The sequence below is a fragment of the Aurantimonas sp. A3-2-R12 genome (assembly GCF_036016755.1).
Classification (GTDB): Bacteria; Pseudomonadota; Alphaproteobacteria; order Rhizobiales; family Rhizobiaceae; genus Aurantimonas; species Aurantimonas coralicida_A.
The window spans coordinates 26,306-44,655 of record NZ_JAYXIH010000020.1; the positions used below are offsets into that span (position 1 = coordinate 26,306).

Below are 18,350 nucleotides of genomic sequence, written 5' to 3' on the forward strand. Positions count from 1 at the left end.
CCCTGCTCCTGTCCGCCTTCGGACGGTTAGTTCAATGATTGTCGCGTGGCACGCGAGCGCCGGTGCCGTCGACCCCGCCCTGGGCCAGGCGCCGATAGGAGACGGCCGGCTCGAGCACCATGCCGGTCTCCAACTGCGAGATCATGCCGCGCTGGATTTCCTGCCAGGGCGTCTGATGTGCCGGATAGGCATAACCGCCGGCTTCGGCAAGGGCGGCGAAACGCGCCTGGAGCTCGTCGTCCGCAATGAGGATGTTGGCGCTGCCCAGCCCCATATCGATCCGCACGCGGTCGCCGGTGACCAGCACCGCCAGTCCGCCGCCGGCCGCGGCCTCTGGCGAAGCGTTGAGGATCGAGGGGCTGCCGGACGTGCCCGACTGGCGCCCGTCGCCGACGCATGGCAGCGAATGGATGCCGCGCTTCAACAGATAGTCGGGCGCCCGCATGTTGACCACTTCGGCCCCGCCCGGATAGCCGATCGGACCGGCGCCACGCATGAACAGGATGCAATGTTCGTCGATGCCGAGCGCCGGATCGTCGATCCGAGCGTGATAGTCCTCCGGGCCATCGAAGACCACCGCCCTGCCCTCGAACGCCATCGGATCATCCGGGTTCGACAGATAGCGGTCGCGGAATTCCGGCGAGATCACCGACAGCTTCATGATCGCCGAATCGAACAGATTGCCCTTGAGCACCCGGAAGCCGGCATGTTGCAGCAACGGCCGGTCGATCGGCCAGATGACATTCTCGTCCTCGATGACCGCGCCACGGCAATTGTCGCCGATCGTCCGACCATTCACCGTCATCGCGTCCTCGGCGATGAGGCCCTTGCTCATCAACTGATTGACCACCGCGGGCACGCCGCCGGCATGGTAATAGTCCTCGCCGAGATATTCGCCGGCCGGCTGGAGGTTGACCAGCAACGGGATCTCTTCGCCATAGGTCTGCCAGTCGTCGATCGACAGCTCGACGCCGAGATGGCGCGCGAGGCCGTTCAAATGGATCGGCGCGTTGGTCGAACCGCCGATTGCCGAGTTGACGCGGATCGCGTTGATGAAGGCGTCGCGCGTCATGATGTCGGTAGGTTTCAGATCCTCATGCACCATCTCAACGATGCGCTTGCCGGTGAGATACGAAATCTCCTGCCGGTCGCGATAGGGCGCCGGGATCGCCGCCGACCCCGGCAATTGCATGCCGAGCACTTCGGCCAGCGAGTTCATCGTCGTCGCCGTGCCCATGGTGTTGCAATAGCCGGTGGAGGGCGCCGACGAGGCGACCAGCTTGACGAAACCGGCATAGTCGATCTCGCCGGCGGCCATCATCTCCCGCGCCTTCCAGACGATCGTGCCGGAACCGGTGCGCTCGCCGCGGAACCAGCCGTTGAGCATCGGACCGACCGACAGAGCGATCGCCGGAAGGTTCACGGTCGCCGCTGCCATCAGGCAGGCAGGCGTGGTCTTGTCGCAGCCGATGGTGAGCACCACCCCGTCGAGCGGGTAGCCGTAGAGCACCTCGACCAGTCCGAGATAGGCCAGATTGCGGTCGAGCGCCGCAGTGGGACGCTTGCCGGTTTCCTGAATCGGATGGACCGGAAATTCGATGGCGATGCCGCCGGCCTCGCGAATGCCCTCGCGCACCCGCTTGGCGAGTTCGAGATGATGCCGGTTGCAGGGGCTGAGGTCCGAGCCGGTCTGGGCAATGCCGATGATCGGCTTGCCCGACTGCAGCTCTTCCTGGCTGAGGCCGAAATTGAGATAGCGTTCGAGATAAAGCGCCGTCATGTCCGGATTTGACGGATTGTCGAACCACGCGCGGGAGCGTAGCTGGCCGGCCTTGAGGTCATTTGTCATCGGGTCTCCGGATGCATCCCTATGCGCCGCCGTCGCACCTTCGCAACGATACGCTGCATAACGTATACATTAGTCCGCTCGGCATTCAAACTCTTATCCCGCCTTCCGGTGAGAGGCGAGAGCGATCGGAACGGGAAAGGGGAAATCCGTGGTTCGGTCAGTTACCGTTCGCGGCGATGAGATCGGCCACGGTCATCGGCGCAAGGCCTACGCTGTGGGTGGCTGGCGCAGCGATACGATGAGACACCGACGGAGGCCTCACATAGCGTGGTTCCTCGGCGATGCGGATCAAACGCGGTTCGGACTGCACCGTCCGCGATGCCGGATTGCGAAACGGCGGATCGCCGATTCGGCGGGCATTCTTGCGCTTTTCGTAGAACACGTTGCCGCCCGCTTCGACCAGATAATGCATGTTGGTGTAGGGGAAGGTCATCCCGGCCGTGTGGAAGAACATCGCCTTGCTGACGCTTGGGTGACGTTCGCCCCTGAGAACCCGCGTGGCCATCTTGGCGGCGAGGTCGCGGCCCTTGTTCATTGGCTTCGAAAGTACGCCTGGGGCGAACTGGTTCTTCTGGCCAACGACCCCACAGACCGATTTCGGATAGAGGCCGCTCTGGAGCCGGTTCATCACCACCGTGCCGACAGCCAGCATCCCGTCGGGGCTCGAGCGATTCGATTCGAAATACATCACCCGTGTCATGCATTCGTGCGCGGTCATCGGGCGCAGGCGCGGTCCGCTGGCGCAGGCTCCGAAAACAGTGAGCACCGCAAGAAGCATCGCGTTGCGGCGGAGAATCGTCGGTTTCGGCACAGCCATCGCAGGGTCTCGAGCGTCGGAACGTCTGTCACGTTCAAATGCGATCAGCCTGCGGAATAAGACTTAACGGGTGGTGCGCTCCCGCTCGACGAGCGCCGAAAAGGTCGAACACCGTTAAGGATCGACTAAAATTTTCAGGGAAACGGCCAGCCGGCCAAGCAGCGCCCGCGCGGCGCCGCGTAAACGCCAGCTTTCGCGCGTGGGCTCAGACGGCAGAATCCGCGCGGGCGTAAACGTCCTCGATGCGCACGATGTCGTCTTCGCCGGTGTAGCTGCCGACCTGAACCTCGATCAGCTTGAGGTCGATCTTGCCCGGATTGTGCAGACGGTGGACGCAGCCGATCGGCAGATAGGCCGCTTCGTTCTCGTGGAACAGCGAGACCGTGCCGTCGATCGTCACCTCGGCCGTGCCATGGACCACGACCCAATGTTCGGCGCGATGGTGGTGGCGCTGCAGGCTCAACAGCCCGCCGGGCTTGACGCAGATATGCTTGACCTGAAAGCGCTCGCCGATATCGATGCGCTGATACCAGCCCCATGGCCGGTAGATTCTCAGATGCTCGCTCGCCTCGCGCCGCCCGTCGCGCTTCATATCGGCGACCAGATCCTTGACGCGGCCGGCCTCGCTCTTGGCGGCGACCAAGACCGCGTCCTGCGTCGCCACGACGATCACGCCGTCGAGGCCGACCGCGGCCGTCAGCATGTCCTCGCTGCGGATAAAGCTGTTCGTCGTGTCGAGCACGGCGACAGGGCCTTCGAGACGATTGCCGTTGTCGTCCTTGGCCTTGAGATCGTGGATCGCGTCCCAGGCGCCGATGTCCGACCAGTCGAACGATGCCGCGAGCACCCCCGCCCGCTCGGTCTTCTCCATCAACGCATGATCGATCGAAATTCTCGGTGCGTTGGCAAATTCATTCGCATCGAGGCGAAGGAAATCGAGATCGCGTACCGCCCTTGCGACGGCTTTGCGCGCGGCGCTCAGAACCTCGGGGCAATGACGCTCCATCTCCTCCAGGATCGTGCCGATGGAAAAGATGAAATTGCCGCTGTTCCACAGATAGCCTTCGGCAACGTAGCGCTCCGCCACTTCGCGCACCGGCTTTTCCACGAATCTTGCAAGACCGTGCGCCCGCTCGCCGAGAATGTCGTCCGACCGCTCGATGTAGCCATAGGCGGTGGACGGGCAATCGGGCTCGATGCCGATGGTCATGATCGGCCCGCCGGCGGCGACCGTTGCGGCCAGCAGGCAGTCGTTTACGAAAGCGTCGGCGTTCTCGATGGCGTGATCGGCGGCGACGACAATGCAGATGCTGTCAGGTGCGCGATCGGCCGCGAGCACCGCTCCGACGGCCACGGCCGCGGCGGAATCGCGGCGTTCCGGCTCCAGGACGATATCCCCCGTTATTCCAAGGGTCGCCATCTGCTCGGCCACGATGAACCGGAATTCGTGATTGGTGACGACGATCGGTTCGCCGAACGCCTCGTCCTTGAAGCGCAGAAGCGTCGCCTGGAAGGTCGACATCCCCTCATCGAGCAGCGCGATGAACTGTTTCGGCATGGAATCGCGCGAGACCGGCCAGAGGCGTGTGCCCGCGCCGCCGGCCATGATGATCGGAACCAGAGGATGATCCTGCACGCCGCCAACGCCTCCCAAAGCTCGCCCCATCGCCTATCGGCCTTGCGTAGCCGATCGATCTGTCGCTGTCCATTTGCGCGGCACCACAAGCCCGATCGCCGGCCAGCTCCGCGGCTTCATGAAGACGAACTCGCTTGCGCGCCAACTTCTGCCGGTTGAAACCATGACAATCTGGCGCACGTTACGAGCTGACTGTCTAAGAAAAATGAAACCGATGGGCGATAATGTCGGTATCAACCCTTCGCTATCAGGGACCACCGCGTGAGTACGAATTGTTCCAAGCAGACCGGGAGGACGAAGCCATGACACCTTCAAGTCCCGTCTTCCTGCTCATGGGGGTATCCGGGGCAGGGAAAAGCACGGTCGGACAAGCGCTCGCCCATCGTCTCAATGGCATCTTTCTCGATGCCAATGACTTTCATCTCGCCAAGCATATCAACGGCATGTCCTGCGGTATCCCGATCAACGATTTCATCCGGAAGGGCTGGCTGCGGCGCGTCTGCGGCGCCGTGGAGCGAACCCGCCTGGAGCAGCAACGGCCGGTCTTCCTGGCCTGCTCCGCGCTCAGGAAGAGCAATCGGGACTTCCTGCGCCGGGAGATCGATGCGCTATGCGTCATTCACCTGGCCGGCGCGCGCGGCCTGATCCATGGCCGCATGCTGGCGCGCCGCGACCATTTCGCGCCCGCCGCATTGCTCGATAGTCAACTCCTCGATCTGGAAGCACCGGTCCCGCTCGAGGAGGACGCTCATGTGATCGACGTTTCTCCGAGCCTCGATGACGTCGTTGCCGAGGTCCTCACGCTTGTGGAGACTGTTATGCAACGGACAGGTCGGAATCCGGGCGCCGTCCCCGCCTGAGTGCGCGACCCCGCCTTCTCGCCCCCGCCGGATGACGCGCGGGTCCTGTTCCGGCAATCAGGGTCGCGCTCCCGCCTCTACATCGTCGCGCCGATCTGCCAGGGCACGAACTCGTAATCCCCCAGCCCCTGCGCCTCGGATTTCGACGTCTCGCCGGAGGCGACCCGCAGCAGCATGTCGTAGATCTCGCGGCCGAGTTCCTCGATCGAGCGGCCTTCCGAGACGATCCGGCCAGCATCGACGTCCATGTCCTCGGTCATCCGCCGGTACATCTCGGTGTTGGTCGCGATCTTGATCGAGGGTGACGGCTTGAAGCCTGCCGCCGAGCCGCGGCCCGTCGTGAAGGCGACGAGGTTGCAGCCCGATGCGATCTGTCCGGTGACCGAGGCGGGATCGTAACCGGGCGAGTCCATGAACACGAAACCGCGCTCGCGGATCGGCTCGCCGTATTTGTAGACGCCCATCAGCGGCGTGGTCCCGCCCTTGGCGGCGGCGCCGAGCGACTTTTCCAGGATCGTGGTCAGGCCGCCCTTCTTGTTGCCGGGGCTGGGATTGTTGTCCATCGAGCCCTTGTTGCGGGCGGTATAGTCCTCCCACCACTCGATCAGCTTGACGAGTTTCTCACCGGTCTTCACGTCCTTCGCCCGGCGCGTCAAAAGGTGCTCGGCCCCGTAGATCTCCGGGGTTTCGGCGAGAACGCCGGTTCCGCCCTGCGCGACGAGGAGATCGCACGCATAGCCGAGCGCCGGGTTCGCCGTGATCCCCGACCAGGCGTCCGAACCGCCGCATTGCAACGCGACGGTCAACTCGGAGGCCGGGCACGGCTCGCGGCGAGCCTGATCGGCGATTGGTAGCATCGCCCGAACCTTCTCGACGCCCATTTCGATGGTGCGCCGTAGGCCGGCGACATCCTGGATGTTCATCGCCTGAAACATCGGTCCCTTTTCGATACCGTAGGCCTCAAGCAGCCAGTCGATCTGGTTGACCTCGCAGCCGAGTCCCACCATCAGGACGCCGGCCACATTGGGATGGCGGGCATAGCCCCACATCACCCGCTGCAGCGCGTCGAACCCTTCGCCATCGCCGCCCATGCCACAACCGGTGCCGTGTACGAACGCCGTGACCCCGTCGACATTCGGATAGGCGGCGAGTTCCTCCTGCCCGAACGCTTCGGCGATCTTGCGGGCCGCCGTCGCCGAGCAATTGACCGACGTCAGAATCGCGATGGTGTTGCGCGTGCCGACCCGCCCGTCGGCGCGGCGATAGCCCATGAAGCTGTCGCGTTTGTCCGACGCAACCGGGGCAACGGGGCGCAGATCGGTCGAAAATTCGTAGTCATGCGCAGTGCCGCGGAATTCGACATTCTGGGTGTGGACGTGAGCGCCCGCCGCGATCGGCTCGCCGGCGTAGCCGATCACCTGCGCATACTTTATGATCGGCTCGCCCTTGGGGATCGCCCGCGTGGCGATCTTGTGGCCGCGCGGGATCATCGTCAGCGTCCGGACGTCTTCCACCTCCGCGCCGGCTTCGAGCGCCCGCAGCGCCGTCACCACATTGTCGGAGGAGTCGAGGCGAACCGTATTGGTCGACATTGTCTGGTTGTCCCTGGAACCGAGGCCGCCGAAACACATGAGCATGACGGCGCCGTCGCGGTGGAAATTCGTCGATGGCGGCAAAGCGCGCGGCGCATTCATCCTAACGCAAAGAATGTTGCTCCGGCCATTGCACTAGAAGGCGCAGTGAATATGATGCCGCCGGGAGTCAGCGTATACATTAGGGAGGAATAATATGAAATATCTAAAGCAGTGCCTGGCCATGTCGGCGGCAATGGGCGTCGCTCTATCCGCGCAGGCGGCAGCGGCCGAGACCGTCCTCAAATTCGCGCATGTCTATGAAGAGAGCGAGCCTTATCACACTTGCGCCGTGGCCGCGTCGGACAAGCTGAAGGCCGCGACCGAAGACCGGTATTCGATCGAAGTGTTCCCGGCCTCCTCGCTCGGCAAGGAAGTCGACATCAACGAAGGCCTTGGGCTCGGAACGGTGGATATCATCTACACGGGCCAGCTCTTTGCCGGACGCGCCTACGGGCCGATCGCCATCGGCGGCGCACCGTTCATGTTCCGCGATTACGATCACTGGGACAAATACCGCAATTCCGACCTGTTCAAGGAACTCGCCGAGGGCTATCGAGAGGCGAGCGGCAATCATGTCGTCGCGACGACCTATTACGGCCAGCGGCACGTCACGTCGAACAAGCCGATCCTGAAGCCGGAAGACATGGCCGGCATGAAGATCCGCGTGCCGAACGCCCCGCTCTACATGATGTTTCCCAAGGCCGTCGGCGCCAACCCGACGCCGATCGCCTTCGCCGAGGTCTATCTCGCTCTGCAGCAGGGCACGGTCGACGGGCAGGAAAATCCGCTGCCGACCATCCAAGCGAAGAAGTTCTACGAGGTCCAGTCGAACATCAACCTGACCGGACACATCAACGACGCGCTGTTGACCATCGTCGGTGGCCCGACCTGGGACCAAATGGACGAGGCCGACCAGACCGCCCTCACCCAGGTTCTGACGGAAACCGCCGACTGCGCCACCGCGCAGGTGCGCGAGAAGGAAGCCGAGCTCGCGGCATGGTTCGAGGAGCAGGGTGTGACGGTCAACAAGGTCGACATCACGCCGTTCCGCGAAGCCACGATGAAGCTTCACAATGGCGAGGACGCCACCTGGGACCAGGAGACCTACGACAAGCTCCAGGCGATCAAGTAAGCCCTGACACTCAGGCAGCTATGTCGGGCGGCCCCGTTGCCGCCCGGCCTTTGTGCGATTCCCGGAGACCGTCATGGCATCCATGCCCACAGACAATGATCCGAGCCCGGCAATCCGGGCCGAAGCGCCGAGCCCGCTCACCGATCAGCCGATCGACCTGTCGGACATTCGCTGGAGCGACGGGCTGATCCTGTTCGTCTTCTGGCTGCTGGCCTTCGTCGTTTTTCTGCAGTTCTTCACGCGCTACGTGCTCAACGACTCCCTCGGCTGGACCGAAGAGATCGCCCGGTTCCTGCTGATCGCCGTGACCTTCATCGGCTCGGTCATGGCCGCGCGCAAGCAGAGCCATATCGCCGTCGAACTGATCTACCGCTATCTGGCGCGGCCCGTTCGCTTCGCGCTGCAGATCTTCGTCGATTGCGTCAGTCTTGCCTTCTATGTGGCGATGGGCTGGTTCTGCACGCAGCTCGCCCAGAAAACCCAGCAGATGATGGTGTCGATCGACGTGCCGAAATCGCTGGTCTACTGGGGCGTCGCCATCTGCTTCGGCTTCATGGCGATCTACGCCCTTGTGGCGCTGGTGGGGCATCTCAAGACCGGAACCAGCCGGCTGATCGATCCGGAGCGTTTTGCTCCAACGACCGCGGGCCTTTGACGCCGGTGCCGAACGCACCTTCTCTCCTCATCCTCTCCGCGACCGCAGCCGGCACCTGCCGGCGATTTGGGGTCGCGCATCCTGGAACCGGTCCGTCCCGATGCTGCTGATCTCCCTCTTCGTCCTTGTGCTGGTCCTGATCATGGTGGGCGTGCCGGTGGCGATCGCGCTCGCCGGCTCCTCGGCGATGTTCATCCTGATCGAAGGGCGCGTGCCCGACGTGGTGGTCATCCACCGCATGATCAACGGCGTCGATTCCTTTCCGCTGCTCGCCATCCCCTTCTTCATCCTGGCCGGCAATCTGATGAACACCTCCGGCATCACCGAGCGGATCTTCGATTTCGCTAAAGCCATCTTCGGCTGGATGCGCGGCGGCCTCGGCCACGTCAATGTCGGCGCCTCGGTGATCTTCGCCGGCATGTCCGGCGCGGCAGTCGCCGACGCCGGCGGCCTCGGCGCCATCGAGATCAAGGCAATGCGCGACGCCAATTACGATCCCGGCTTTGCCGTCGGCATTACCGCCGCCTCCTCGACGATCGGGCCGATCATCCCGCCGTCGCTGCCGATGGTCATCTACGGCGTCGTCGCCGGCGCCTCGATCGGCCAGCTCTTCGCCGCCGGTTTCGTGCCCGGCCTGCTGATGGCCGTGTCGCTGATGGTGATGATCGCGCTCTATGCGCGCTGGCGGAAATATCCGATCGACCAAGCCTTCAGTTTCACGGTCCTCTGGTCCACCTTCAAACGCGCCTTCCTGTCGCTACTGACCCCGCTGATCATCGTCGGCGGCATCCTGTCGGGCGCCTTCACGCCGACCGAGGCGGCGATCGCCGCCTGTGCCTGGGCGATGATCCTCGGCCTGTTCGTCTACCGGACGCTGACGCTGAAACGCTTCCTGCGGGTCTCCTTCGACACGATCGAGACGACGTCGGTGGTGCTGTTCATTGTCGCCGCCGCGTCGATCTTCGCCTGGATTCTCACCTCGAACCGGGCGCCGGAGCAGTTTGCCGCGTTGATCCTGACGATCTCCGACAATCCGTGGATCGTGCTGCTGCTGATCAACCTGATCCTGCTTGTCGTCGGCTGTTTCCTGGAGACGGTGGCGGCGATCACTATCCTGACGCCGGTGCTCTTGCCGATCGCCATCAAGATGGGCATCGACCCAGTGCATTTCGGCGTAATCATGGTGCTCAATCTGATGATCGGGCTGCTGACGCCGCCGATCGGCATGGTTCTCTATGTGCTGTCACGGGTTTCCGGCGTTCCGTTCGAGCGTTGCGTGACCGCGACCGCACCCTTTCTCATACCGCTGTTCGCCGTCTTGCTTCTGATCACTTTCGTGCCGGCGCTGACCATGTGGCTGCCGACGCTGATCTATCGCTGACGATCTGTAGCGCTGGCCGTTCGCACCGCCAGACGGCGCGGACGGTATCGATGAAGGCCTGGGCGATGTCGCTGGTGCGCCGGTTCTTCGGTGAGAGCAGTTCGAAGGCGCAAACATAACCGATCTCGGCCGGGCGGACGGGACGCAGTTCGCCGGCCTCAACCTCCTGGCGGACATAGTGATCCGGCAACAGGCCGATGAAGCGGCCGGAGCGGATCAGGATCAGCTGCGGCTCGATCTGATACACCGTTGCCTCGACTCGCCAGTCGATCTGCCGCAATGAGTCCTCGTCACGCCAATAGCCCCGATGCACGAACGGCAGAGCGGCGAGCCGCGCGTCAGTCAGTTCGGCATCCGGCGTGCCGAAATCGGGATGGCTTCGGCCGCAATAGAGGCTGTGCCGCTCCTCGTAGAGGCGATCATATTCGATCCCCTCGATGCGGCTGCGATAGCTGCCGATGGCGCAATGGTAGAGTCCGTCGGCCACCTTCTGCTGCATGTCCTGCGGCCGCTCCTGGACCAGAACGAGTTTCACCTGCGGCGCCACGCGGCCGAATTCGGCGACCACGTCGGCGAGGCGGTTGGCCGGGTCGCTGGCGATGGCGTCGAGGATGCCGATGCGCAGTTCGCCCTTCAGCTCGCCCCGCACCGAGGCAACGTCGGCGGTGAAATCCTGTAGGGCCTTTTCGAGCAGTCGCGCGGACTCATAGGCGGCGCGCCCCTTTTCCGTTAGCCGAAAGCCGCCACGGCCGCGTTGGCAGAGCGTGAAGCCGAGCCGTTGCTCGAGCGCCGTCATGTGGTTGCTGATGGTCGACTGGCTGATGTTTAGCTCGGTCTCTGCCGCCGCGAAACCGCCATTGCGGACGACCGCGTCGAAGACCTTGAGCAATCGCAGGTCACTCCCAGAAACACGCATACCCACCCGTCTCACATTGATTTTTACCAATGTCAGGATTGATAGTGCGTTATGTCATGGCACGTCCAGCCCCCTTCAAATGTCCGGGGAGAAGGCGAAGGGCCATAGTGAGCAAACTATGGGCAACCGGGGGAGGATCCGACGCTGGCTGAGCATGAAGACGGTTTCGCGTCGCCACGATCGAATCCGCTGCTTGCCGCCGTCACCGCGCCACCGATCGCGCGGGCCGGCCGTTGGATCGAATCCTACGACGGCGCCCATGGCGCCATGATCGATTGCAGCCAGGCGGTTCCCGATCACGCGCCACCGGCCGAATTCGCCGACCGCCTCGCCGTCGCGGCCGCTTCCCCAACGGCGGCATGCTATGGCGACATCCTCGGCGACCAAGCATTACGAGCGGCCTATGCCGTACATGTCTCGCGCCTTTACGACAGCGAGATAGCCGCATCCCGCATTGCCATCACCGCCGGCTGCAACCAGGCCTTCTTCGCGGCGATGCTGGGCGTCGCCCAGGCCGGCGATGCCGTGATCCTGCCGGCGCCCTGGTACTTCAATCACAAGATGACGCTGGAGATGCTCGGCATCGAGGCACGCGCGCTGCCGTTGCAAGCGGAAACCGGCTTTCTGCCATGCCCAAACGAGGTCGAGGCGCTGATCGACGGCCGCTGCCGCGCCCTCGTTCTCGTCTCCCCCAACAATCCGGCCGGCGCGGTCTATCCGCCCGAGCTGTTGACCGAACTGTTGGGCGTCTGCGTCCGCCGTGGACTCACGCTGGTGCTCGACGAGACCTATCGCGATTTCCTGGCGCCCGAGACCGGCGCGCCGCATCGCCTGTTCGACAGGACCGCCGCGCGCGAGCATCTCGTCAGCCTCTATTCCTTCTCCAAATCCTACGCGATTCCCGGTCACCGGGTCGGTGCGATGATCGCCGGACCCAGCTTCATCGACCAGATGGAAAAGGTCATCGACTGCGTGCAGATCTGCGCGCCACGGCCGGCGCAAGCGGCCCTGCCCTGGGCAATCCCCGCGCTCGCCGGCTGGCGGGACGACAACCGCCACGAGATCGCGAAACGTGCTGATGTTTTCCGGGCCGAGATCGGCCGGCTCGATGGCTGGACGCTCGAACAGATCGGCGCCTATTTCGCCTATGTCCGGCATCCCTATCGCGGCCTGTCGGGGGAATCGGTCGCCGAGGCGCTGATGCGTAATCTCGGCGTGCTGGTGCTGCCGGGCAGCTTCTTCGGCCCTTCCCAGGAAGACCATCTGCGGATTGCCTTCGCCAATGTCCCGGTGGACCGGATCCGCGAATTGGCGCGCCGGCTGGCGCTCGGTCTTGCCGGGGGCTTGCGGGCGGACGACCCAACCCATGCGACGAGGACAGCCCATGGATAGCGAAAAACTCGACGCGCTGCGCCAGCGCTTTGCCGGCGATAACGAGCGGACGATCCACGACGCCGGCTTCGCGGCCGTCGCGGCCAAGTTGTTCGACCCGAAAGGCACGCGCGTCGCGCCCTATGCCGGCCTGCCGACGCTGCTCGACATGCCGTTCCGCGCCGTCAACTGGTCGGCACCGGATCTTGCCGGCCTCGACGTCGCGTTGATCGGCGTGCCGATGGATCTCGGCGTCACCAACCGCAACGGCAGCCGCTTCGGCCCACGGGTGATGCGCGCTATGGAACGGGTCGGCCCCTACAATCATGTGCTGAAGACCATGCCGGGCGCCGATCTCACGGTTGCGGATATCGGCGACGTGCCGTTTCGGAGCCGCTTCGATCTCGCGACATCACACGCTGACATCGAGGGGACCATCGCTGCGATCGTCGCCGCCGGAGTCGTGCCCCTCTCCGTCGGCGGCGATCATTCGATCACCCTGCCGATCCTGCGCGCCATCGGCCGCGGCAAACCGGTCGGCATGATCCATATCGACGCCCATTGCGACACCTCGGGGCCGTTCGACGGCTGCAAGTTCCACCATGGCGGCCCGTTCCGGCAGGCCGTCCTGGAGGGCGTACTCGACCCCGAACGCACCATCCAGATCGGCATCAGGGGCTCGTCGGAATATCTGTGGGAGTTCTCCTTCGAGTCCGGCATGACCGTCATCCACGCCGAGGAGATCCCCGCGATGGGCATCGATGCCGTGATCGCCAAGGCGCGCGCGGTCGCCGGCGACGGACCGGTCTATGTCTCCTTCGACATCGACAGTCTCGACCCCGCTTTCGCGCCGGGAACCGGAACGCCGGAGATCGGCGGACTGACCACCCGCGAGGCGCAGGCGATCCTGCGCGGTCTCGCCGGGATCGACATGGTCGGCGGCGACGTGGTCGAGGTCGCGCCGCAATATGACGCGACGACCAACACCGCCCATGCCGGGGCGCAGATGCTGTTCGAGCTTCTGAGCCTCGCGCCCTTTAACCCCGGTCGCCGCTTCATCACGACTGGCAGAACCAACCAAGGAGACAGAACATGACGACGCGATCCCCGTTCCTCATCAACCGTCGCACGCTCCTCGCCGGAGCGACGATGGCCGGCGCGAGTCTGGCCATGCCCTCCATTCTTCGGGCGCAGGACAAGTCCTTGAAGATCGGCGTTTACGGCGGTTACTTCAAAGATTCCTTCGACAAGAACATTTTCCCGGCCTTCACCGAAAAGACCGGCATCGCGGTCGAGAGCATCGCCGAGCCGACCGGCGAAGCCTGGCTCGTCCAGCTCGAACAGGCGGCGCGCGCCGGCGCAGCCCCCGCCGACGTCTCGATGATGTCCCAGGTGTCGATGCGCAAGGGACTGTCGACCGAGCTGTGGGCGCCCCTCGACACCGCCAAGATCACCAACTCAGATGCCGTGCTGCCCCCCTTCATTGTGGAGTACCCGGACGGCCGGGTCGCCGGCATCGGGGCGGTGGCCTGGTACATCACCCTCGTCACCAACACCGAGTCCTATCAGGATGCGCCGGAAAGCTGGGAAGCGTTCTGGGATCCGGCCAACAAGGAAAAGCTCGGGTTGCTGGCGCTGGTCTCCAACTCCTTCCTGCTGGAGGTGACGGCGAAGACCTTCTTCGGCGGCACCGATATCCTCGACACCGAGGAAGGCATCCTGAAGGTCATGGACAAGCTCGCCGAGCTGAAGCCGAACGTCCAGCTCTGGTACCGCGACGAGGCGCAGTTCGAGCAGGCGCTGAAGTCGGGCGAAATCCCGATGGGCCAGTATTATCATGATGTTACGGGGCTTGCCGCCGCCGACGGATTTCCGGTCCGATCCACCTTCCCGAAAGAGGGCGGCATTTCCGATTCCGGCTGCTGGGCGGTGACCAAGGCGTCCGAGAAACTCGATCTCGCCCATGAGTTCATCGACTACATGACGCAGCCGGAGATCCAGGCGCTGCTTGCCCGCAAGGTCGGCACCGCCCCGGTGATCAAGCGGGAACTGCTCGACCTCACCGACGAGGAGTTCGCCGCCGTCTCCTCCGAGATCGACCCGATCGTGCCCCGCTACGATCTCTATGTCGACAAGGCCGACTGGCTGAACCAGAAATGGACCGAGCTGATCGTCGGCTGAGCCCCCGCCCTCGCGAAATCGGCCGGTCGTCCTGGCGAGGACCGGCCCCATGACCGGACACATGCGATGAGCGGCCTCGAACTCGTCAATGTCACCAAGCGCTATGGCTCCATCGTCGCCGTCGACGACGCCATGCTGAACGTGCCGGCCGGCAGCTTCGTCTGCCTGCTCGGCCCGTCCGGCTGCGGCAAGACCACGCTGATGCGGATCGTCGCCGGACTGGAAACGCCGAGCGCCGGCGACGTGCGCTTCGACGGCGAGGCGATCGGCGACCGGCCCGTGCACAAGCGCGACTTCGGCATGGTGTTCCAGTCGCTGGCGCTGTTTCCGCATCTGACCGTCGGCGAGAACATCGCCTACCCGCTCAAGATCCGCCACCGGGGCAAGGCGGAACGCGAGGCGCGGGTGGCCGAGCTCCTCGACATGGTGCGACTTCCCGGCGTCGCCGATCGGGCAGTGTCGCAGCTCTCCGGCGGCCAGCGCCAGCGCGTTGCGATCGCCCGCGCGCTCGCCGTATCGCCGAAGCTGTTCCTGCTCGACGAGCCCTTGTCGGCGCTCGACGCCAAGCTGCGCGAGGCGATGCAAGTGGAACTGCGCCAGCTCCAGCAACGCCTCGGCGTCACCACCATCGTCGTCACCCACGACCAGCGCGAGGCGATGACCATGGCCGACAAGATCGTCGTCATGAAGGGCGGGCGCATCCTGCAGATGGACCGGCCAATCGACATCTACCGCCGGCCGGTCGATCCCTTCGTGGCCGATTTCCTAGGCCAGACCAACCTTCTGACCGCCTCGGTCGAGGCGGGGACGGTGCATGTCGCCGGCGCGCCGATCCCCGGCCTCGCGGTGCCGGCCGGCCGGCGCACGGCAGAGATCTCCGTGCGGCCCGAAGACGTCTCGGTGCGGCCCGAAGGCGAGGCGCCGATCGCGGCGACGGTCGAATTCATCCGCGACATGGGCTCGGCGGTCGGCGACAAGGTCTCGCTCGGGCTCGACCCTCGGTCCATCGTCGTCTTTGCCGAAGGTGGGCGCGCATGAGCGCGGCGGTGATCGCCGGCAGACGCACGCGCGATCAGCTGCCGCTGGTCTTTCCGGCGCTGATGCTGTTCGCCTTCTTCGTCGTGCCCTTCGGGCTGATGATCGCGGTGTCGTTTTTCGAGCGGGTCCAGGGCGGGTTCTACGTGCCGGTCTTCACCACCGCGAATTACGCCCGCTTCCTCAGCCTGTTCTTCGGCGAGATCCTCCTGTTTTCGCTCGGCCTGTCGGCGCTGGTCTCGGGTATCTGCCTGACCGTCGGCGCCCCGTTCACCTATCTTCTGACCAGGCTGTCCCGACGCCGGCAGGTGCCGTGGCTGGTGGCGATGCTCGCCGTCCTGTCGCTGTCTGAGGTGATCATCGGTTTCGCCTGGTCGACGCTGCTCAGCCGCACGGCGGGAGTATCAAATCTCTTCGCGGCGATTGGGCTGATGGATGGACCGGACGCCTGGAGCCCGAGTTTCGGCGCCGTCCTCGCCGGCATGGTCTATCAGGCGCTGCCCTATGCTGTGCTCGTACTCTACCCGTCCTTCTCCCGGCTCGATCCTTCGCTCGCCGAAGCCGCGCGCACCCTCGGCGCCTCGCCGATCCGTTCGTTTCTGACCGTCATCCTGCCGGCGATGCGCACGACGTTGATCGCCACCTTCATCATCGTCTTCGTCTTCGCCCTCGGCGCCTATCTGCTGCCGCAGCTGCTCGGCCGGCCGCAGCACTGGACGCTGTCGGTGCTGATCACCGACCAGGCGATCTATCAGTCCAACATGCCATTTGCCGCGGCGATGGCGGTGTTCCTCGTCATCGCCAGCCTGCTGCTCGTCCTGTTGACGACCGTGCTCGGCCACAAGGGGAAGACGGCATGAGCGAGCGGCTTTTTACCCGGCTTTTCCTCAGCCTCGTCGCGCTGTTCCTCGCCGGCCCCTTGGTCGTCATCGCCGGTGTGTCGGTCAACGAAAAGCGCAGCCTGACCTTTCCGCCCGAAGGCTTCTCGTTTCACTGGTATGCCCAGATCTTCACCGATGCCGGCTGGCGCGGCGCGCTGACGACGTCGGTGCTGATCGCGCTCGGCGCGGCGACGCTCGCCGTCCTGATCGCCCTGCCGATCGCCTATGTTCTGTGGAAGCGCGTCAGCATCGTCGGCCGGCTGATCCAGACGCTCGGCATCTCGCCCTTCGTGCTGCCGCCGGTGATCATCGCGCTTGGCGCGTTGAGCTTCTGGGCGACGGTCGGCTCCTACGGCGCCTGGTATAGCGTCGTCATCTCCCACGCGATCTTCTTCACCGGCCTGCCGCTGGTGACGCTGTCGCTGGGCTTTTCGACCATCGACCGGGGAGTGACCGAGGCGGCGCGCACCATGGGCGCCGACGAGCGCATCATCCTGTCGACGATCGTGCTGCCGATGATCGCGCCCTACATCGTCTCCGGTTTCGCCTTCGCCTTCGTCCTGTCGCTGAACGAATATATCGTCGCCTACATGACCGTGGGCTTCACGATGGAGACGGTGCCGATCAAGATCTTCAACGCGCTGCGCTATGGCTACACGCCGACTATGGCCAGCGTCTCGATCCTGTTCGTCGGGGTCGCGGTGGCGGTCTTCGGCCTCGTCGCGCGCTTCGGCGATCTGCCGCGATTGCTCGGCGCCTGGAGCGCGGGCGACGAGACATGAAGGTCGCGGCATTCCAACTCGCGGCTGGCGGCGAGACATCCGCCGCCCGGCTCGCGGCGATCACGGCCCATATCGCCGACGCGAAACGGGCGGGCGCGACGCTGGCAGTGTTTCCCGAACTCGCCATTCCCGGTTACGGCGCCGGCGACGCGATCAAGGACGCGGCCAGAGAGCGCGGCGACGAACAGCTGACGGCCCTCGCCCGACTGGCCGACCAAAGCGGCGTCGCCATCGTCGCCGGCATCGCGCTTGAACGCCAAGGCGCGATCATCAACGCCGCCGCGCTGCTCCGCCCCGGAGAGCAACCCGCCGTCTACGCCAAACGTCAACTCTATGGCGATTATGAAAAGGCGCTGTTTCGCGCCGGCGAGACGCCTCCCCCCATCATTGAACTCGGTGGGCTGAAGGCCGGCCTGCTGATCTGTTTCGACGTCGAGTTTCCCGAGCATGTCCGCGATCTCGCCAAGCGCGGCGCCGACATCGTGCTGGTGCCGACGGCGCTGCCGCGGAGCCCGGCGGCGCGCTTCATCGCGCGGAACGTGATCCCGGTGCGCGCCTTCGAGAACCAGGTCTTCGTCGTCTATACGGATTGGTGCGGCGTGGACGCGCGCTTTGCTTATCAGGGCCTGTCCTCGATCGCCGCGCCCGACGGCAGCCGCCTCGCCGCTGCAAGCGAGAGCGAGCCGGCGATGCTCCTCGCCGACATCGATCCCGGTGCCTTCAGCGCCAGCAAAGAGCAAAATCCTTATCTCGACGAGTTGCGGGCGGATTGAGACAAAGGCCGCGCGCACCTACCAGGCGCAGATCTTCGTCTCCGTCTCGGCATTAGCCCAGCAAGCGGGATCGTCCCGCTCGCGCACATAGGTTCCGGCAAGCGAAATGTTGCGATTGCCCAGATTGACGAAACCGGAGGCGTAGCCGGGGCTGTCGACGAGGAGGATATAGGTGACCCCCGGTCCCTCGATGGTGAAGCTTCCGGCCGCGTCCGTCATCTCAAAATCGCAGTCGAAATAGCCGTCGTCGCTGGCGAAGCACTTCGCCGGCTTGGCCTCGGCACCCGTAGCGAAAACGACGAGGGCGAGCGCCGCAAGGCCGCCCGCCCTTTTCAATGCCTTATTCGACACCATGACCGCCTCCCAGCGAACCGGCCACGTCATGTGGCCGTATCGTGCGAGATTAGCACGGCGCGCGTGCCGCAGGGAGAGGCTTGCAAGCAAATG

At 64.6% G+C, this 18,350-nt stretch carries 17 protein-coding genes; 11 read left to right on the plus strand and 6 right to left on the minus strand.

The genetic code is table 11. The features are described 5' to 3' along the window. Window positions 1–31: 31 nt before the first annotated feature. The 3 genes from VSX60_RS12040 to VSX60_RS12050 form a co-directional block, all read right to left on the minus strand. Window positions 32–1,849, minus strand: a complete 1,818-nt coding sequence (locus VSX60_RS12040) for an IlvD/Edd family dehydratase (RefSeq protein WP_327624441.1) — start codon at window positions 1,847–1,849, stop codon at window positions 32–34. A 157-nt stretch (window positions 1,850–2,006) separates the two neighbouring features. Further along, a complete protein-coding gene (locus VSX60_RS22575; RefSeq protein WP_442872894.1) occupies window positions 2,007–2,666 on the minus strand; it encodes a cell wall hydrolase in 660 nt (219 codons plus the stop codon). A gap of 205 nt (window positions 2,667–2,871) precedes the next feature. After that, entirely contained in the window at window positions 2,872–4,302 is a 1,431-nt protein-coding gene (locus VSX60_RS12050) for a mannose-1-phosphate guanylyltransferase/mannose-6-phosphate isomerase (protein WP_327624442.1), read from the minus strand. Window positions 4,303–4,604: 302 nt separating this feature from the next. Here VSX60_RS12050 and VSX60_RS12055 point away from each other — a divergent pair, with 302 nt between their 5' ends. Beyond that, the gene (locus VSX60_RS12055; RefSeq protein ID WP_327624443.1) at window positions 4,605–5,162 is read left to right on the plus strand and encodes a gluconokinase; all 558 of its coding nucleotides are present in this window, start codon (window positions 4,605–4,607) and stop codon (window positions 5,160–5,162) included. Between the two features lie 77 nt (window positions 5,163–5,239). Here VSX60_RS12055 and VSX60_RS12060 read toward each other — a convergent pair whose 3' ends face one another. Beyond that, entirely contained in the window at window positions 5,240–6,754 is a 1,515-nt protein-coding gene (locus VSX60_RS12060) for a UxaA family hydrolase (protein ID WP_327624444.1), read from the minus strand. A gap of 196 nt (window positions 6,755–6,950) precedes the next feature. On the opposite strand from VSX60_RS12060, the gene VSX60_RS12065 reads away from it, so the two are divergent. The 3 genes from VSX60_RS12065 (at window position 6,951) to VSX60_RS12075 (ending at window position 9,964) form a co-directional block, all read left to right on the plus strand. After that, window positions 6,951–7,928: a sialic acid TRAP transporter substrate-binding protein SiaP gene (locus tag VSX60_RS12065; protein ID WP_327624445.1), complete on the plus strand. Its 978-nt coding sequence runs from the start codon at window positions 6,951–6,953 to the stop codon at window positions 7,926–7,928. Between the two features lie 73 nt (window positions 7,929–8,001). Then, entirely contained in the window at window positions 8,002–8,583 is a 582-nt protein-coding gene (locus VSX60_RS12070; protein WP_327624447.1) for a TRAP transporter small permease, read from the plus strand. A 100-nt stretch (window positions 8,584–8,683) separates the two neighbouring features. Further along, entirely contained in the window at window positions 8,684–9,964 is a 1,281-nt protein-coding gene (locus tag VSX60_RS12075) for a TRAP transporter large permease (RefSeq protein WP_327624448.1), read from the plus strand. On the opposite strand, the gene VSX60_RS12080 is transcribed toward VSX60_RS12075, so the two are convergent. Further along, window positions 9,912–10,853 carry a LysR family transcriptional regulator gene (locus tag VSX60_RS12080; protein WP_327624449.1) on the minus strand — a complete coding sequence of 314 codons (942 nt, stop codon included), beginning with the start codon at window positions 10,851–10,853 and terminating at the stop codon, window positions 9,912–9,914. The two genes, VSX60_RS12075 and VSX60_RS12080, sit on opposite strands and share 53 nt — an antisense overlap. 216 nt (window positions 10,854–11,069) lie before the next feature. On the opposite strand from VSX60_RS12080, the gene VSX60_RS12085 reads away from it, so the two are divergent. From VSX60_RS12085 to VSX60_RS12115, 7 genes are all read left to right on the plus strand, one after another. Continuing rightward, a complete protein-coding gene (locus tag VSX60_RS12085; protein ID WP_327624495.1) occupies window positions 11,070–12,272 on the plus strand; it encodes an aminotransferase in 1,203 nt (400 codons plus the stop codon). Beyond that, window positions 12,265–13,347 (plus strand): agmatinase, encoded by a 1,083-nt coding sequence (gene speB, locus VSX60_RS12090; RefSeq protein WP_327624450.1) that lies wholly within the window; start codon window positions 12,265–12,267, stop codon window positions 13,345–13,347. Before VSX60_RS12085 ends, speB begins: the two co-directional genes overlap by 8 nt. Further along, complete coding sequence (locus VSX60_RS12095; protein WP_327624451.1) at window positions 13,344–14,432, plus strand: ABC transporter substrate-binding protein; 1,089 nt, start codon at window positions 13,344–13,346, stop codon at window positions 14,430–14,432. Before speB ends, VSX60_RS12095 begins: the two co-directional genes overlap by 4 nt. Window positions 14,433–14,498: 66 nt before the next feature. Beyond that, window positions 14,499–15,470, plus strand: coding sequence for an ABC transporter ATP-binding protein (locus VSX60_RS12100; protein WP_327624452.1), 972 nt, complete (start codon window positions 14,499–14,501; stop codon window positions 15,468–15,470). After that, the gene (locus VSX60_RS12105; protein ID WP_327624453.1) at window positions 15,467–16,327 is read left to right on the plus strand and encodes an ABC transporter permease; all 861 of its coding nucleotides are present in this window, start codon (window positions 15,467–15,469) and stop codon (window positions 16,325–16,327) included. The genes VSX60_RS12100 and VSX60_RS12105 overlap by 4 nt, the downstream gene beginning before the upstream one ends. After that, a complete protein-coding gene (locus VSX60_RS12110; RefSeq protein ID WP_327624454.1) occupies window positions 16,324–17,130 on the plus strand; it encodes an ABC transporter permease in 807 nt (268 codons plus the stop codon). The genes VSX60_RS12105 and VSX60_RS12110 overlap by 4 nt, the downstream gene beginning before the upstream one ends. Next, entirely contained in the window at window positions 17,127–17,903 is a 777-nt protein-coding gene (locus VSX60_RS12115) for a carbon-nitrogen hydrolase family protein (RefSeq protein ID WP_327624455.1), read from the plus strand. Before VSX60_RS12110 ends, VSX60_RS12115 begins: the two co-directional genes overlap by 4 nt. A gap of 18 nt (window positions 17,904–17,921) precedes the next feature. Here VSX60_RS12115 and VSX60_RS12120 read toward each other — a convergent pair whose 3' ends face one another. Then, window positions 17,922–18,287 carry a hypothetical protein gene (locus VSX60_RS12120; protein WP_327624457.1) on the minus strand — a complete coding sequence of 122 codons (366 nt, stop codon included), beginning with the start codon at window positions 18,285–18,287 and terminating at the stop codon, window positions 17,922–17,924. Window positions 18,288–18,350 lie beyond the last annotated feature (63 nt).

Excerpts from the sequence above, each read along its gene's own strand:
- VSX60_RS12040 (WP_327624441.1), bottom strand. The coding sequence starts at position 1,849 with ATGACAAATGACCTCAAGGCCGGCCAGCTACGCTCCCGCGCGTGGTTC.
- VSX60_RS22575 (WP_442872894.1), bottom strand. The coding sequence starts at position 2,666 with ATGGCTGTGCCGAAACCGACGATTCTCCGCCGCAACGCGATGCTTCTT.
- VSX60_RS12055 (WP_327624443.1), top strand. The coding sequence starts at position 4,605 with ATGACACCTTCAAGTCCCGTCTTCCTGCTCATGGGGGTATCCGGGGCA.
- VSX60_RS12060 (WP_327624444.1), bottom strand. The coding sequence starts at position 6,754 with ATGTCGACCAATACGGTTCGCCTCGACTCCTCCGACAATGTGGTGACG.
- VSX60_RS12065 (WP_327624445.1), top strand. The coding sequence starts at position 6,951 with ATGAAATATCTAAAGCAGTGCCTGGCCATGTCGGCGGCAATGGGCGTC.
- VSX60_RS12070 (WP_327624447.1), top strand. The coding sequence starts at position 8,002 with ATGGCATCCATGCCCACAGACAATGATCCGAGCCCGGCAATCCGGGCC.
- VSX60_RS12075 (WP_327624448.1), top strand. The coding sequence starts at position 8,684 with ATGCTGCTGATCTCCCTCTTCGTCCTTGTGCTGGTCCTGATCATGGTG.
- speB (WP_327624450.1), top strand. The coding sequence starts at position 12,265 with ATGGATAGCGAAAAACTCGACGCGCTGCGCCAGCGCTTTGCCGGCGAT.
- VSX60_RS12095 (WP_327624451.1), top strand. The coding sequence starts at position 13,344 with ATGACGACGCGATCCCCGTTCCTCATCAACCGTCGCACGCTCCTCGCC.
- VSX60_RS12100 (WP_327624452.1), top strand. The coding sequence starts at position 14,499 with ATGAGCGGCCTCGAACTCGTCAATGTCACCAAGCGCTATGGCTCCATC.
- VSX60_RS12105 (WP_327624453.1), top strand. The coding sequence starts at position 15,467 with ATGAGCGCGGCGGTGATCGCCGGCAGACGCACGCGCGATCAGCTGCCG.
- VSX60_RS12110 (WP_327624454.1), top strand. The coding sequence starts at position 16,324 with ATGAGCGAGCGGCTTTTTACCCGGCTTTTCCTCAGCCTCGTCGCGCTG.
- VSX60_RS12115 (WP_327624455.1), top strand. The coding sequence starts at position 17,127 with ATGAAGGTCGCGGCATTCCAACTCGCGGCTGGCGGCGAGACATCCGCC.
- VSX60_RS12120 (WP_327624457.1), bottom strand. The coding sequence starts at position 18,287 with ATGACGTGGCCGGTTCGCTGGGAGGCGGTCATGGTGTCGAATAAGGCA.